General features: G+C 47.2%; 12 protein-coding genes and 1 tRNA gene. 2 read left to right on the top strand and 11 right to left on the bottom strand.

Annotated features, from left to right (window positions below):
* Positions 1–108 precede the first annotated feature (108 nt).
* Positions 109–4,440, top strand: a complete 4,332-nt coding sequence (locus tag V8Z93_RS08475; RefSeq protein WP_439431256.1) for a translocation/assembly module TamB domain-containing protein — start codon at positions 109–111, stop codon at positions 4,438–4,440.
* A 149-nt stretch (positions 4,441–4,589) separates the two neighbouring features.
* Here V8Z93_RS08475 and V8Z93_RS08470 read toward each other — a convergent pair.
* The 4 genes from V8Z93_RS08470 to V8Z93_RS08455 all read right to left on the bottom strand — a co-directional run bounded on the left by V8Z93_RS08470 (position 4,590) and on the right by V8Z93_RS08455 (position 6,787).
* Positions 4,590–4,678 (bottom strand) — tRNA-Ser (locus V8Z93_RS08470).
* Between the two features lie 169 nt (positions 4,679–4,847).
* The gene (gene trxB / locus V8Z93_RS08465) at positions 4,848–5,783 is read right to left on the bottom strand and encodes a thioredoxin-disulfide reductase (RefSeq protein ID WP_203038750.1); all 936 of its coding nucleotides are present in this window, start codon (positions 5,781–5,783) and stop codon (positions 4,848–4,850) included.
* Positions 5,784–5,825: 42 nt separating this feature from the next.
* A complete protein-coding gene (locus V8Z93_RS08460; RefSeq protein ID WP_203038748.1) occupies positions 5,826–6,410 on the bottom strand; it encodes a 7-carboxy-7-deazaguanine synthase QueE in 585 nt (194 codons plus the stop codon).
* Positions 6,411–6,421: 11 nt separating this feature from the next.
* The gene (locus V8Z93_RS08455; RefSeq protein WP_203039011.1) at positions 6,422–6,787 is read right to left on the bottom strand and encodes a 6-pyruvoyl trahydropterin synthase family protein; all 366 of its coding nucleotides are present in this window, start codon (positions 6,785–6,787) and stop codon (positions 6,422–6,424) included.
* Between the two features lie 209 nt (positions 6,788–6,996).
* Between V8Z93_RS08455 and V8Z93_RS08450 the strand changes: the two genes are divergently transcribed.
* Positions 6,997–8,097: an AAA family ATPase gene (locus tag V8Z93_RS08450; protein ID WP_203038746.1), complete on the top strand. Its 1,101-nt coding sequence runs from the start codon at positions 6,997–6,999 to the stop codon at positions 8,095–8,097.
* Positions 8,098–8,216: 119 nt separating this feature from the next.
* On the opposite strand, the gene V8Z93_RS08445 is transcribed toward V8Z93_RS08450, so the two are convergent.
* The 7 genes from V8Z93_RS08445 to V8Z93_RS08415 form a co-directional block, all read right to left on the bottom strand.
* On the bottom strand, positions 8,217–9,203 hold the full coding sequence (locus tag V8Z93_RS08445; protein WP_439432841.1) for a GDSL-type esterase/lipase family protein: 987 nt from the start codon (positions 9,201–9,203) through the stop codon (positions 8,217–8,219).
* Positions 9,204–9,449: 246 nt separating this feature from the next.
* Positions 9,450–10,814 carry a histidine--tRNA ligase gene (hisS, locus tag V8Z93_RS08440; RefSeq protein WP_203038744.1) on the bottom strand — a complete coding sequence of 455 codons (1,365 nt, stop codon included), beginning with the start codon at positions 10,812–10,814 and terminating at the stop codon, positions 9,450–9,452.
* A gap of 98 nt (positions 10,815–10,912) precedes the next feature.
* Positions 10,913–12,187, bottom strand: coding sequence for an adenylosuccinate synthase (locus V8Z93_RS08435; RefSeq protein WP_439431255.1), 1,275 nt, complete (start codon positions 12,185–12,187; stop codon positions 10,913–10,915).
* 27 nt (positions 12,188–12,214) lie between these two features.
* Positions 12,215–12,682: a Fur family transcriptional regulator gene (locus V8Z93_RS08430; RefSeq protein ID WP_203038741.1), complete on the bottom strand. Its 468-nt coding sequence runs from the start codon at positions 12,680–12,682 to the stop codon at positions 12,215–12,217.
* Between the two features lie 187 nt (positions 12,683–12,869).
* A complete protein-coding gene (locus tag V8Z93_RS08425) occupies positions 12,870–13,499 on the bottom strand; it encodes a Maf-like protein (protein ID WP_439431254.1) in 630 nt (209 codons plus the stop codon).
* Between the two features lie 113 nt (positions 13,500–13,612).
* Complete coding sequence (locus V8Z93_RS08420; protein ID WP_299332236.1) at positions 13,613–14,131, bottom strand: HAD-IIIA family hydrolase; 519 nt, start codon at positions 14,129–14,131, stop codon at positions 13,613–13,615.
* 65 nt (positions 14,132–14,196) lie between these two features.
* Positions 14,197–14,970 (bottom strand): Rossmann-like and DUF2520 domain-containing protein, encoded by a 774-nt coding sequence (locus V8Z93_RS08415; RefSeq protein WP_299332238.1) that lies wholly within the window; start codon positions 14,968–14,970, stop codon positions 14,197–14,199.
* Between the last annotated feature and the right edge of the window lie 106 nt (positions 14,971–15,076).

The raw sequence follows: 15,076 nt of genomic DNA, 5'->3' as shown, positions 1-15,076 counted from the left end.
CTCAGCCATGGAATATATACTAGTCAAGAATATAAAAAACAAAACGCTCTGAAACGCTTTAAGCATATCATCAACTGCATCGTATGGACGATATTCTCGCTCTACGTTTTGCTCATCGTACTGTTGCATCTGCCACCAGTACAGACCTTCTTTGGCTCTACCATTGCCGACGCTCTCAGCAAGAAATTCGGAACAGAAGTGAGTGTGGGTAAGGTAAACCTTGGTTTCCTGAATCGTATCATTATCGACAATGTGAGAATGCTCGACCAGAAAGGCGACAGCATGATCTATGCCACCCGTCTATCTGCCAAGGTGGATATTCTCCCTTTGAAAGATGGAAAGATCTCCATCTCTTCTGCCCAACTGTTTGGCCTGAATGCCAACCTTTACAAGCAGGATGACAAGAGTCCGCTCAACATCCAGTTTGTACTCGATTCTCTGGCATCCAAGGATACCACCAAGCATACTCCACTCGACCTCCACATCGGTAGCGTCATCATACGCCATGGAGCCATCGCCTATAACCAGCGCAACGTGGCAGACCCAAGCGGTGTGTTCTCTACCCATCATATCGGCGTAAGAAACCTATCTGCGCATATCGTACTAAACCATTTAACAGACAACGATATCCATCTGCTGGTAAAGAAGATAGCGCTTACGGATAAATCAGGGCTTGAACTCAAGAATCTTTCTTTCAAATTCGATGCAGACAAGCAGAAAGCCAGACTGAGCAACTTCATCCTGGAACTTCCCCACTCCAGTTTGCAGTTGGAAGACCTACTTGCTTCTTACCGCACAGACGACAAGGGCAAGCTCATCAGCGAATCGCTTCAATTCGAAGGCGGCATCAAGCCATCGCATATCACGCTAGCGGATGTGGCATGCTTTGCGCCTATCCTCCGTAAATGGAATGATGCCCTGCTGCTAAGCACCCATTTCTCAGGAACCAGTTCTTCTGCACACATCCACCATCTTAGTCTGAACACAGAAAGCGGCAACGTGGTGCTCGAAGCCAACGCTAAGGCGAACAAGTGGGACAACCAATTACGCTGGAACGTGAACATCGAAAAGCTGAAGGTTTCGGATGATGGCATCAGCCATATCGCACAGAACCTGGGCAGCAAGGTGAAGATACCGAAGGAAGTGCTCCGCCTGGGCAACATCCACTATCAGGGCAACATTCATGGCAAGAACACAACAGCCAGCAAGGAAAAGAACAATACAGGCAGCAAGGGCAACAGGAAAGCAGCCTCAACCAACCTGATTGCAGCGAAAGGCATCCTGCACACTGACGTGGGAAACGTAGAACTCGACCTTTCGAAAAATGGCAATCTGCTGCATGCCAGCGTTGATACCAAGAGCATCAACCTGGGCAAAATTTTAGACAACAAGAAATTCGGAACTATCGCTGCCAAGATAGACGCACGAGGAACCACCCAGCATCTGATGGCTAACGGAAATATCGGACATATCATGTTCAACAAATATAATTTCCGCAATATCAAGCTGGATGGCAGCTATTACAAAGGACTCATCAATGGACTTGCTTCCATCGGTGACCCAAATATCAAACTGCAGGTAGCAGGAAAATACAATATCAAAAGAAAACTCTATGATGCCACCCTCAACCTGGAGCACCTGCAACCTTCTGTGCTCGGCGTGAAGATGGCAGACAAGGAATATACGCTGAACGATATCAAGGTAAGCGCCAAGAACGAAGGTGCCGACAGCTATCTGGACCTGGAAGCACCCTTCGCAGACCTTCACGTGAAAGGCAGATACGATTACACAACATTGGTGCAAAGCATGACCAACATGATAGCCAGCAAGCTGCCTACCCTGCCAGGCATCGGAAAGATAAGCAAGAAGGTGCACAACGACTTTACCATCCAGGCGCAGATAACCTCTACCGAGATTCTGCAACGCATGCTGGGCATATCTCTGCAGATAGCAGAACCCGTATATATAGACGGAAACCTCTCGGACAACGACCGATCCGTGAATCTCTACGCCTCCCTTCCAGCCTTTGCCTACAACGGCAAAGCCTACAATGGCGGCAAGCTGCAGATGCATACCACAGGCGACACGCTGAAGGTGGATGCACAGATACAGAAAGGACTGGCGGGTGAAAACGGAATAGAACTTCACGTGAATGCAGCCGCTGCCGACAACACCCTGAAGGCTATGCTGGGTTACGACAACCACTCGGAGAAGACACCTATCAAGGCGGCACTGAATGCCGAGGCGCAATTCTACAAGGCAGACGGAGACATCTCTACAGCCCACATCGGCATCCAACCATCCGTGGTGCATATCGGCAACAAGCCATGGCAGGTGCATCCGGCAGAAATCATCTACAGCAAGAATCATCTGCAGATAGAAGATTTCGCCATCAGTCACAGCAACCAGGAAATTGCCATCAACGGACTGGCTACGCCTAATAAGGAAGACTCCATCGTGGCGCAGCTGAAAGATGTGGATGTGGAGTACATCCTGAATTTGGTTAACTTCCACTCGGTGGATTTCGCAGGAAAAGCTTCAGGAAAGGCCATCGTGAAGAGCATCTTCAACGACCCGGATGCCTATGCGCAACTTGACGTAAAGGACTTTGAATTTGAGCAGGGTCCACTGGGCGTGCTCCATGCCAACGTAAACTTCAACAAGAAAGAGAGCCAGATAGACATCAAGGCTGTGGCTGATGACGGACCGGAACATCAGACGCTCATCGACGGCTATGTATCGCCTAAACGCAACTACATAGACCTGGGTATCGAGACGCAAGGCACCAACATGAAATTCCTGGAAAGCTTCTGCGGCAGTTTCATGAACAACATACAGGCATGGTGCAGGGGTAAGCTGAACGTAGTAGGCGACCTGAGCAACATCAATCTGGTGGGCGACATCGTGGCAAACGGCAAGATGCACATGAAGCAGCTGGGCACAGACTACAGTTTCAAAAACCTGAGGGCGCATGCCATTCCGGATGACATTCTGCTGCAGGGAGACACCATCTACGACCGCAACCACAACTTTGCGATAGTAAATGGAGGCATCCACCACAAGCACCTGACCCGACTGAGCTACGACATCGACCTGAAGGCGCACAACTTCCTGGGCTACGACACCCACGAGTTTGGCGACAACACCTTCTACGGCACGGTATATGCCACCGGCAAGGTAGGCATCCACGGCAAGAGCGGCGAAACCATCATCGACATTGATGCCCAGCCGGAAGCCGGAAGCATCTTTGTATATAATGTGGCAAGTCCTGACGCCATCAGCGACAAGAGCTTCATCCACTGGCACGAAATCATTCCGCAGCTTGCCGACAGCATCCCTACCATCAAGGAAGAGGATGACATCGACTTCTCGTCGGATATGCGAATCAACTTCCTCGTCAATACGAACGAGAATCTGACATTGAAGCTGATGATGGACGCACAGAGCGGAGACTGCATCACGCTGAACGGCAACGGAGTAATCAGAGCCAACTGGTTTAACAAGGGTTCGTTCGATATGTTCGGCAACTATGTGGTAGACCACGGCGTATATAAGCTCACCATCCAGAATGTACTCAAGAAGGACTTCGAGTTTATGCCGGGCGGAACCATCGCCTTCGGTGGAAACCCATACAATGCTCCACTCAACCTGCAGGCAAAATATACGGTGAATGGAGTTCCGCTGAGCGACCTGAGCATCGGACGTTCGTTCTCAGCCAACAATATCCGAGTAGACTGTCTGATGAACATCACGGGCACGCCGCAGAGTCCGAAGGTAGATTTCTCGATGGACCTGCCTACAGTGAATACAGATGCCAAGCAGATGATTTACTCCATCATCAATTCGCAGGAAGAGATGAACCAGCAGGTGCTCTATCTGCTTGCCATCGGCCGCTTCTACGCACAGACCAACAACAACCAGGCTAGTGAGGATGCCGCCCAGCAAAGTCAGACATCGCTGGCGATGCAGAGTTTCCTGAGTGGAACCATCTCGCAGCAAATCAACACGGTGCTGTCGAATGTGGTAAAGAGTAACAACTGGAACTTCGGAGCCAACATCTCTACGGGTGATGAAGGATTCAACAATGCGGAATATGAGGGCATCTTGAGCGGAAGGCTGCTGAACAACAGACTGCTCTTCAACGGTCAGTTTGGCTATCGCGACAACGCCAATGCCACCCAGAGTTTCATCGGAGACTTCGACCTGCGCTATCTCATTTATCCGAACGGCAACCTTGCCATCCGCATGTATAACCAGACCAACGACCGCTATTTCACCAGAAACAGCCTGAACACCCAAGGCTTGGGTCTGATTATGAAGAAAGACTTCAATGGCTGGCGAGACCTCTTCGGAATCAAGAAGAAAATGAAGACGAAGAAGAAGATAACGAATACAAAGGCGAAGAAGGAAAATAAAAGAGAGAAAAAGAGCACGAAATAAGGTAGTGTCACTAGGCTCGGCAGAGCTGCTGAGTCTAGTGGCAATCTCCTAGAAGCTATACAAAAACTCCTTTCATACTCAAGTTGCTGATTTTCAACCAAGCTAACTTAAGTGTGAAAGGAGTTTTTATTTCATCTGATATTTCCTTGCGGAAGATGAGGGATTCAAACCCCCGATACCCGGAAGAGGGTATACCGGATTTCGAGTCCAGCGCATTCGGTCACTCTGCCAATCTTCCTCGACTTATTTTGTCAGATGCAAAAGTACTACTTTTTTTGCATCCGACAAAATATTTAGTTTATTTTTTAACTAACTTAACGCTAGAAGCTAATTATTAAATAGCATTACCCCCCATTTATCAATTTATTCCATTTATTAAATAGCTCTATCCCATTTATCAAATAGCTTTATCCCAACTGCTGCAGATATCTATCTGCCTCGATAGCAGCCTTGGCACCCGAACCAGCGGCTACAACGCCCTGACGATAGATAGGGTCAGCTACATCGCCTGCCGCAAACACGCCAGGAAGATTGGTGCTGGCTGTGCCAGGAACCACCTTGATGAAGCCCTGGTCATCCAAATCGATGACACCCTTGAAGAGGTCGGTGTTAGGCTTATGACCGATGGCCAGGAAGAAACCATCGATAGCGATATCAAACTTCTCCTCGTTAGCCTCGCCCATGTGGCGAACCAGGTGAGCACCCTGCACACCATCATCACCAAAGAGGCCGAGCGTATTGGTCTCGAAAAGAATCTCGATGTTCTCCTTGTTCTTCACGCGCTGCTGCATGATTTCTGCAGCACGGAGATAAGGCTTGCGAACTATCATATACACCTTCTTGGCAAGACCGGAAAGATACATCGCCTCCTCGCAGGCAGTATCACCACCGCCCACTACGGCAACCACACGCTTGCGATAGAAGAAACCATCGCAGGTAGCACAGGCAGATACGCCCTGTCCGCGATACTTCTCTTCATCAGCAAGACCGAGATACTTGGCAGATGCACCGGTAGCAATGATAACGGTATCAGCCTCGATCTCGTTGCCACGCTCATCCGTGAGATGATATGGACGAGAACTGAAGTCAATCTTCTCGATGCTTCCGTCACGTATATCAGCACCGAAGCGAGCAGCCTGCTCCTTCATGTCCATCATCATCTGGGTGCCATCCACTCCGTTAGGATAGCCAGGGAAGTTTTCTACTTCTGTGGTGATGGTAAGCTGGCCGCCAGGCTGCATACCTGAATAAAGAACTGGGTTGAGTCCCGCTCTACCTGTATAGATGGCAGCGGTGTATCCCGCAGGACCGCTACCTATAATCAAAGTCTTAACTTTTTCCATGATGTTGTCTATATTTTAAATATGATGATTGTTACTATAATGCTATCGGATACCCACAATCTTGTGCATCTGCACCGACAGCTGCCACTCTGGGTGAGCCTTGATATACTTGATGCACTCATTCAGGATAAGATAGTTTCTGCTATCGTTCCCCACATCGCATGGCTGCAGATAGCGGAAAGTGCAGGCAATGCCATGGTCGCTGATTTGATGTTCGCCATCGAATATCAGCTTCAGTTCATCTACCTGCTTCACTATTGGTTCCCCACCCTCGGTAAAATCTACCTTTGGAGAACAGGTTACCCAGTCGATACCTTCAGGAATGGCATGGGTTCCGTTGGTTTCCATCGAGAGATAATAGCCTGCCTGATGAAGGGTAGATATAAGTTGCTCATCAACCTGCAGAGAAGGTTCGCCACCCGTAAGGACAATGAAACGGCATTCGCCACCCTCTTCCAGGCATCTGGACAAGATATCATCTGCACTCATTTCGCTGTAGCCACGAAAATCGGTATCGCAGAAAGGGCATTTCAAGTTGCATCCACTCATCCGGACGAACACTGCAGGTCTGCCCATCCATCTGCCTTCACCCTGCAGCGAATAGAATATTTCGTTAACTTTATACATTTTCAGAATCTTTATGGAATCAAGTTCTCTATGCCTTTTATCTTTTCTTCGTCGATAACCACTGCCGTGTTTCCGAAACTCTCCTGCACGCTTGCCTTATAGCACTCAGGAAAGAGATTCACCAGCCATCTTCCGATGTTTTCGGCAGTTGGATTAAAGTCGAATACCTCGTTCAGGTTGGCGTGGTCCAGTTTGCTATGCACGGCTTTCTTCACGTGCGTAAAGTCGATAACCATGCCATCCTGGTTTAATTCCTTGCCTACAAAGAAGAGTTCAATCTCCCAGTTATGTCCATGCAGGCTGCTGCACTTACTCTCGTAGCTGAGGGTAAGCGAATGCGCAGCAGATATTTCCAGTTTCTTTGAAATGAAGTAAATCATTTGTTCTATTTTATTATTATATTCTTCATGCAAAGATACATTAAAACATTTACAATACAAAATAAAACCGCATGTTTTTTGAAAAAAAAGCCGTAAATGTGCATGTTTTTTTCTTTCTTAGAGAAATTATTGCTATCTTTGCACTCAAATTAACAGATGCATGCCTTCATGGGGCTGTAAAATGATATAAACGATAAAAAAGATATATGAATACAATTAAGAAGATTGTACTTACAGGTGGTCCTTGCGCCGGCAAGACCACAGCCTTAGTCAAGGTGATTGAACATTTTTCGAGTTTGGGCTACAAGGTCTTTACCATTCCTGAGGTTCCTACCCTGTTCACCCAGTCGGGCATGAACTATCTCACCAAGAACGAGAAGTTTTTCTTCGAGGGAGAGAAGGCTACCTTCCTCACCCAGATAGGATTGGAAGACAGCTTTACCCGCATGGCGGAGACGCTGAACCAGCCGGTTATCATCGTATGCGACCGCGGCACGATGGATATCTCTACTTATCTTTCACCTGAGTTCTGGAATCGCATCATCTCTGAACAGGGTTATACCAATACCCAGCTCAGAGCCCGCTATGATGCCGTGCTCCACCTGGTGAGTGCTGCCGATGGTGCAGAGCAGTTTTATACCACAGCCAACAATGCGCAGCGCCTGGAGAAGGCAGACGAAGAAGGTCTGCAGATTGCCCGCGAGCTGGATAAGAAGATTGTTTCTGCCTGGAAGGGACATCCTCACTTGCGCGTCATCAACAACCATGAGGATTTCAACAACAAGTTGAACCGAGTGCTCAAGGAGATAAGTAATGTGCTGGGCATTCCTCAACCTATTGAGGAAGAGCGAAAGTATATCGTGAAGCTGACTGGCGATGTGCCTAATGCCATCGATAGCGACATAGTTCAGACCTATCTTTCGGGAGAACCAGGTAGCGAGATCCGTCTTCGCAGAAGAGGTTTCGAGGGAGGCAAGTTTGTATATGTTCATACTTCCAAGAAGCGTGTTTCCGATAATGAGCAGGTAGAAACAGAGCGCCAGATTAACGCAAACCTCTATGAGACCATGCTCCAGCAGGCAGACCCATACCGTTCTACCATCAGAAAGCATCGCAAGAGTTTCATCTGGAAGGGACAGTATTTTGAGTTGGATGAATTCATGGAGCCTATCAAGGATCTGATGATTCTGGAAACCAAGGGCATTGCCAAACATGAGAGCGTAAAGTTCCCGCCTTTCATCCAGGTTTTAGAAGATATCACTGGCAATACAAAATACTATAATTACAATATCGCCTTGAAGCGATAGAAAAGATTGATTATAGAAAAAAAAGAAGGTGTGTCATAAGTATTCTCCTATTCCTATAAAGGATAATGGAGTTGAAAAACTTATGATACACCTTCTTTTTTATCTGATATCAGAAAAATCTATTCGATGGCAGCACCAAACTGCTTGACGAATCTGATAGACTTACCCTCCATATTGGCAGGTTTCTTCCATTTACCACCCAAAACAAGGATGGTGGCAGAAGAGTTGGCAGGAACCGCATCCACTGCTTCCTGAAGCTTCATATAGTTTCCTCTACCCTCTGCACTCACCACGTAGTCGTAATGACGAACGTGCTTCTTCAGCGCAGGAACCTGCTCTGCCAGGGCATCAGCCAAGGCATTAGCTACCACATGAGCGCCATAAACATTATAATGAGTATTGTCCTGCTTACCCTTGGATACCTGAGGATGCTCACCCGGCAGGAACCACATGTGCAACTTTCTGCTGCCCTTGATGCCAAGGCTAGTTTCAATATCATGAGTTATCCTGGTAGCATCCACAAACGGCACATTCAATGCCTTAGCCACATGCCGGGGAGCCACCACGTAGGCTCCGTGGGTATCTATCAAGGTATCGCTGTTGATTTTCTCTTCGCCGGCGTAAGCCTTACCACGCAATTTCTCATCGTCATCATTCTCCAAATCAGCAGAATAGTAGCAGCGGCGCACCACACTGTTCATCAGTACAGGAATGCCACCCTTCTGTCGGGTTTCATTCACATACTTAGCAAGATGAGCATCGAAAGTGCCACCAGGAATGGTGTAACGGTCAGGGAACTTCTTCTCATCGTTATGACCAAACTGGATGATGACATAATCGCCTGGCTGCATCTTATCCAGAATTTTCTGCCATCTGCCTTCATCCAGGAAGCTCTTCGAACTTCTTCCGTTTACGGCATGATTATCAACGATAATCTGATCGTCGAAGCAACCTTGGAATACCATACCCCAGCCACGCTCAGGATAGTTTCTGTAATTTCCCTTCTCGGCAGCAGTAGAGTCACCTATGATGAAAATCGTAGTTTTATGACTGCTTGATGACATCAGCAAAGATATCAAGAGCACGGCTACCAGCGGCATCGCCATCAGGCGAAAGGTAGGAGGAAATATCTTTCCCAAAGAAATATTTTTATTCATTGCCATTGATTTGATTTGTAGTTTATAGCTTCAAAATGTATAATGAAAATACAAAATTATAACTTCGAAATAAATCGAAAATAAAAGATATCCGCCCCTCCATACTGAGTTTTCACAAATTCAAGCATGAAGAAAACGGATAAGCTGGGGGAAAACTTTTTCAATTACCCTCATTCCCCCAGCGTGTTATAAAGGTTATTTCTTAAAAGTAGCAACCAGCTCCTCGACAGTAACCAGGGTCTGCTCACCGCTTTCCATATTCTTTAAAGTAACCTTGCCTGCAGCCATCTCATTCTCACCCGCAAGTACCACGAATGGAATCTGCTTGGCATTGGCATAGCTCATCTGCTTCTTCATCTTCGCCTTGTCAGGGAAAATCTCGGTACGGATGCCTGCTGCACGAGCGGCACTCACGATAGGCAGACAGTAGGCTGTCTCCTTCTCGCCAAAGTTGATGAAGAGCACCTGAGTAGAGTTCACTGCCTCCTTTGGATAGAGATCCAAGGCATTGAGCACATCATAGATGCGGTCGGCACCGAAACTGATACCTACACCACTCAAGCCAGGAAGGCCGAAGATGCCAGTGAGGTTATCGTAGCGACCGCCACCGGTGATACTACCCATCGGTGTATCGAGCGCCTTCACCTCGAAGATGGCACCTGTATAGTAATTCAAGCCACGAGCCAAAGTAAGGTCGAGTTCAATCTCGTTGTTCAAGCCCACGGTCTTCAAGGTATCGAGGATAAACTTGGTTTCCTCTACACCCTTCAAGCCAATCTCAGAACCTTCGAGAACCTTGGAAATCACTTCAAGTTTCTCATCGTTAGAACCTGACAATGAGATAATTGGCTGCAACTTCTCGATAGCTTCCTCAGAGATGCCATCATTGCGAAGTTCCTCGTTTACATTGTCGAGACCAATCTTGTCGAGCTTGTCGATAGCCACGGTGATATCCACAATCTTCTCAGCCTCGCCGATAACCTCGGCAATACCAGTAAGAATCTTGCGGTTGTTGATCTTGATGCAGACACGCACGCCAAACTTGGTGAAGACGGTATCTACAATCTGCATCAGCTCTACCTCGTTGAGGAGAGAATCAGAACCTACCACGTCGGCATCACACTGATAGAACTCGCGATAGCGACCCTTCTGTGGACGGTCGGCACGCCAAACCGGCTGAATCTGATAACGCTTGAAAGGCATCTGCAACTCCTCACGATGCTGCACCACGTAACGTGCGAAAGGCACGGTAAGGTCGTAGCGGAGACCCTTCTCACAAAGTTTAGCCGCCAGCTTCAATGAACCGAGCGAATGAATATCCTCATCGCTCACCTTATTCATATAGTCACCTGAATTCAAAATCTTAAAGAGCAGTTTGTCGCCCTCCTCGCCATACTTGCCCATCAAAGTCTGAAGGGTTTCCATGGCAGGAGTCTCAATCTGCTGGAATCCATAAAGGGCATACACGTCCTTGATGGTGTTGAAGATGTAGTTGCGCTTCGCCATCTCAACAGGACCAAAGTCTCTGGTACCCTTTGGAATACTTGGTTTCTGAGCCATTTATTAATGTTTATTGTTTAATGTTTAGTGATTAATGTTCAGCGCAATGTTAACCCCTCAAAGTAAACATTAATCACTAAACATTAATCACTATAAAATTATTTACGTACGATAGTCTGAGCACGGTCTGGACCGATAGAGATGACACCAATCTTGGTCTCGAGGAACTCCTCGATGAATGCGATGTAATCCTTGAACTCCTGTGGGAACTGATCCTCAGAAGTGAACTTGGTCATATCAGTCTTCCAGCCCTTGAACTCCTTGTAAACAGGCTCTACGTCTGTAATCTCGTATGGGAAGTCGGTGGTTACAGTGCCATCCTTCAACTTATAAGCCACACAAGCCTTGATGGTATCGAAGCCATCGAGCACGTCGCTCTTCATCATGATAAGCTCGGTTACACCGTTCACCATCACAGAATACTTAAGCTGAACCAAGTCGCACCAGCCGCAACGACGCTCACGACCCGTAACGGCACCATACTCATGACCGAGGGCACGAATCTTGTCGCCAGTAGCATCGAAGAGCTCTGTTGGGAATGGACCTGCACCCACGCGAGTACAGTAAGCCTTCATGATACCGTAAACATTACCGATGCGGTTAGGACCGATACCCAAACCGATGCATGCACCTGCACAGATGGTGTTAGAAGATGTTACGAAAGGATAAGAACCGAAGTCAACATCGAGCATAGTACCCTGAGCACCCTCGCAGAGGATATCCTTGCCAGAGCGGAGCACTTTGTTGATTTCCACCTCGCTGTCGATGAGCTGGAACTGCTTCAAGTATTCGATGCCCTCCATCCAGGTCTTCTCTACCTCAGTGATATCGAAGTCAGTATAGCCAAGGCTAGCGATAGTCTTGAGATGGGCAGCCTTGTGAGCAGCATACTTCTCCTCGAAGTTTTCGAGGATATCACCTACACGAAGACCCGTACGGCTTACCTTGTCGGTATAAGTAGGACCGATGCCCTTACCTGTGGTACCTACCTTATTCTTGCCCTTAGAAGCCTCGATGGCAGCATCGAGCACGCGGTGAGTAGGCATAATGAGATGCGCCTTCTTAGAGATGAGGAGACGGCTCTTCAAGTCGTGTCCGCTCTTCTCTAAGTCCTTAGCCTCACCCATGAAGAGGTCTGGAGCCAAGACTACGCCATTACCGATGATATTCACCTTACCACCCTGGAAGATACCAGAAGGGATAGAGCGAAGCACGTATTTTTCGCCCTCGAACTCAAGAGTATGACCAGCATTAGGACCACCCTGAAAACGAGCAATGACATCATACTTAGGGGTCAATACATCAACCACCTTACCTTTACCTTCATCGCCCCACTGCAAACCGAGCAGGACATCTACTTTACCTGTGTTCATTTTTATATAATAGTATAAATTATTTTATTACTTTTCGTTACGCTTTCGCGTTATCTTGGCCTGGCATGAACTACACACGCCATAGATATAGAGCGCATAGGTGTCTTTGCGGAATCTCATCAACTTGGTTTCGTTCACCGCTTCTGTCACTGCGGGGGCATAAATCTCTGTCACCATACCACACACCGTACAAACCTGATGGATGTGGTTGTCTTTCGAAGAATAGCAAGCTTCGTATTTCACTCCGCTCACCAGGCTGTGCCTCATCACGAGTCTCAGTTCAATAAAGAGATGCATCGTGTTATAGAGCGTAGCTCTGCTCACTCTGAAGCATCTTCTTTCCAACTCTTCGTTCAATTCTTCTAGCGAGAAATGCCCGCCAATGCTATACACTGCATCGAGAATAGCATACCTCTCTGGAGTTTTTCGATGCTTATTGCTCTCCAGATAGTTGTCCAAAATCGCTCTGACTTTGGCATCGATTTTCTCTGTCATAATCCTTGTTAGTTACATAAAACGCACAAAGATACTCATTATCCATGACATGAGGAAAGATTTAGAATTAAAAAATCTAAATTACATTACTTTTTGAGAGTTACAGCCCCTTTTTGCTTACTTTATCTAACATTCGAAGGGGTAAATTCTTATCATTTACCCTTTCTGCATCATGATTCCCCAAGCATCATGATTCCTCCTGCATCTTCAGCATTTCCTCGTAGATGCGCTGCACCGGCAAGCCCATCACGTTGAAATAGCTTCCGTTCACCCCCGTGCATCCGATATAGCCAATCCATTCCTGAATGCCGTAGGCTCCCGCCTTATCGAAAGGTCTATAATGAGAGATGTAATAATTGATTTCCCAGTCTGTGAGCTCCTTGAAAGATACCTCAGTTGTAACCGAGAAATGGCGCTGCCCGTCTTTGGTAGTGAGACATACACCCGTTACTACATGATGAGTTTTCCCGCTCAACATTCTGAGCATACGGACGGCATCGTCGGCAGTTTTCGGTTTACCCAGAATGATACCCTTTCCTTCCTGGTCGTTCTGCTCATCAGCGGCTGGTGCGATGACTACGGTATCAGCCGTGAGAATCAGGCATTCCTCTGCAGAAGACTCTTCTTCATTTAGAAGAGAACGATAAGCCTCCGCCTTTTTCTGGGCGATGAACTCTGCCACCTGATAGGCATCCAGATCATCCGGATAACTTTCATCAATGCCATTCAATACCTTTACTTCGAAATTTACATCCAGTCCTGCCAGCAGTTCTCTGCGACGTGGCGAATTGCTCGCTAAAATTATCTTGTACTTCATCTGTTTTTTACTTTGAACTTGGAACTTGGAACTTTGAACTTTATGATTAGAATTCAGTTACAAACGTTCAACTATAAACTATTAACTTTCAACTATAAACTATTAACTAACTTCTACCATCCGAAAGCCTTGGCGCTGGAGAGCCAGTGCCCCTGGGCACGCAACACCTGCTCCACGATGTCTCTACCTACACCATCTCCTCCCTCGCGAGAAGAGATATAACGGGAAATCTCCTTGATGTCTGAACAGGCATCAGAAGGACAACATGGACAGCCGCAGCGACGCATCACTTCATAATCAGGAATATCATCGCCTACATAGATGATTTCCTCATCAGAAAGCTGATACTTCTTCAGGAAGGCATCATAGGTGTTGATTTTCACGGCACATCCCATAAAGATGTCCTCTACACCTAAACCTTCATAACGCTTGCGGATAGCCTCGGTGGTTCCACCCGTCAAAATGACGATGCGCAAGCCCACCTTCTGGGCCAACTGGATAGCATAACCATCCTTAATGTTCACCGTGCGAAGAGGTTCGCCGGTGCTGGCGAGCGTGATGGTCTGGCGAGAAAGTACGCCATCCACATCAAATACAATCGCCTTTATCTTTTTTAAATCGTAATTTATCATACTTTTAACTTTGAACTTTGAGCTTGGAACTTTGAACTTTATGATTAGCTTCTATGACTCAAATTCTAGTTTTCCGATTCCAACTCGTGAATACTCTTGCTCATGCAGTCGTAAATCTTCTGGAAATAAGGCTGATTCTCCAGAAGCCGTATCTGCTTGCCAATCACATTCTCATCATATCTCACGGCTGGTCCGGTCTGGGCTTCCTTCGGAGTCATCCCATGAACCTTGGCGGCAGTTTCGTCGATGAGCGGAAGCATCACGTCGAACGGGATGCCATGCTGCTGCAGAAGTTCCTGGCTTGCGGCGTAGCAATGGTTGGCGAAATTGCAGGCGAAGACCGCAGAGAGATGCAGATATTTCCTATCTTCGCTGGAAAGCTGATACACCCGATGGCTTATCTGGCCAGCCAAGCCCTCTATCTGCTTCAGCGCAAACTCATCATTTGCCTCTATAAAACAAGGAATGATGCTGAAATCCACCTCGCGCTGCTTCGAGAATGTCTGCATCGGATAAAGCACGCCATAATGCAGCGCCTTTTCCCGGAAAACCGACATCGGCATGGAACCAGCCGTATGCAGGAACACCTTTTTTTCGCCCCCGCAGAGCTGCGAGATAAGCTGCTCCAGTGCACTATCCTTCACCGAGAAGATATACACATCGGCATCATCACGCACCTGCGCCATGTCCGTGAGCGGCTCCGCATCCAAAAGCGAAGCCAGGGTTTCTGCCGACTGCATGGTGCGGCTGAACACCTGAACCATATCGTGTCCGGCAGCATGCAAGGCCTTGCCAAGATGGGTAGCAAGATTACCAGCTCCTATCAAAACTATCTTCATAAATCTATTCCTTTTCTTTGAAATAAATTAAACTTCTATCATTTTATGTGCAAAAATACTAAAAAACAACGATACTGGGGCAGAAAAGTTGTTTTTTTATAATTAA

The organism is Segatella copri (assembly GCF_051861805.1).
Classification (GTDB): domain Bacteria; phylum Bacteroidota; class Bacteroidia; order Bacteroidales; family Bacteroidaceae; genus Prevotella; species Prevotella copri_M.
The sequence above is the reverse complement of the archived record's forward strand: the minus strand, read 5'-3'. Positions and strand labels throughout refer to the sequence as shown.

Bases quoted from the DNA above. Each gene is read 5' to 3' on its own strand.
- trxB (WP_203038750.1), bottom strand. From the start codon at position 5,783: ATGGAAAAAGTTAAGACTTTGATTATAGGTAGCGGTCCTGCGGGATAC.
- V8Z93_RS08460 (WP_203038748.1), bottom strand. From the start codon at position 6,410: ATGTATAAAGTTAACGAAATATTCTATTCGCTGCAGGGTGAAGGCAGA.
- V8Z93_RS08450 (WP_203038746.1), top strand. From the start codon at position 6,997: ATGAATACAATTAAGAAGATTGTACTTACAGGTGGTCCTTGCGCCGGC.
- V8Z93_RS08445 (WP_439432841.1), bottom strand. From the start codon at position 9,203: ATGGCGATGCCGCTGGTAGCCGTGCTCTTGATATCTTTGCTGATGTCA.
- hisS (WP_203038744.1), bottom strand. From the start codon at position 10,814: ATGGCTCAGAAACCAAGTATTCCAAAGGGTACCAGAGACTTTGGTCCT.
- V8Z93_RS08435 (WP_439431255.1), bottom strand. From the start codon at position 12,187: ATGAACACAGGTAAAGTAGATGTCCTGCTCGGTTTGCAGTGGGGCGAT.
- V8Z93_RS08430 (WP_203038741.1), bottom strand. From the start codon at position 12,682: ATGACAGAGAAAATCGATGCCAAAGTCAGAGCGATTTTGGACAACTAT.
- V8Z93_RS08425 (WP_439431254.1), bottom strand. From the start codon at position 13,499: ATGAAGTACAAGATAATTTTAGCGAGCAATTCGCCACGTCGCAGAGAA.
- V8Z93_RS08420 (WP_299332236.1), bottom strand. From the start codon at position 14,131: ATGATAAATTACGATTTAAAAAAGATAAAGGCGATTGTATTTGATGTG.
- V8Z93_RS08415 (WP_299332238.1), bottom strand. From the start codon at position 14,970: ATGAAGATAGTTTTGATAGGAGCTGGTAATCTTGCTACCCATCTTGGC.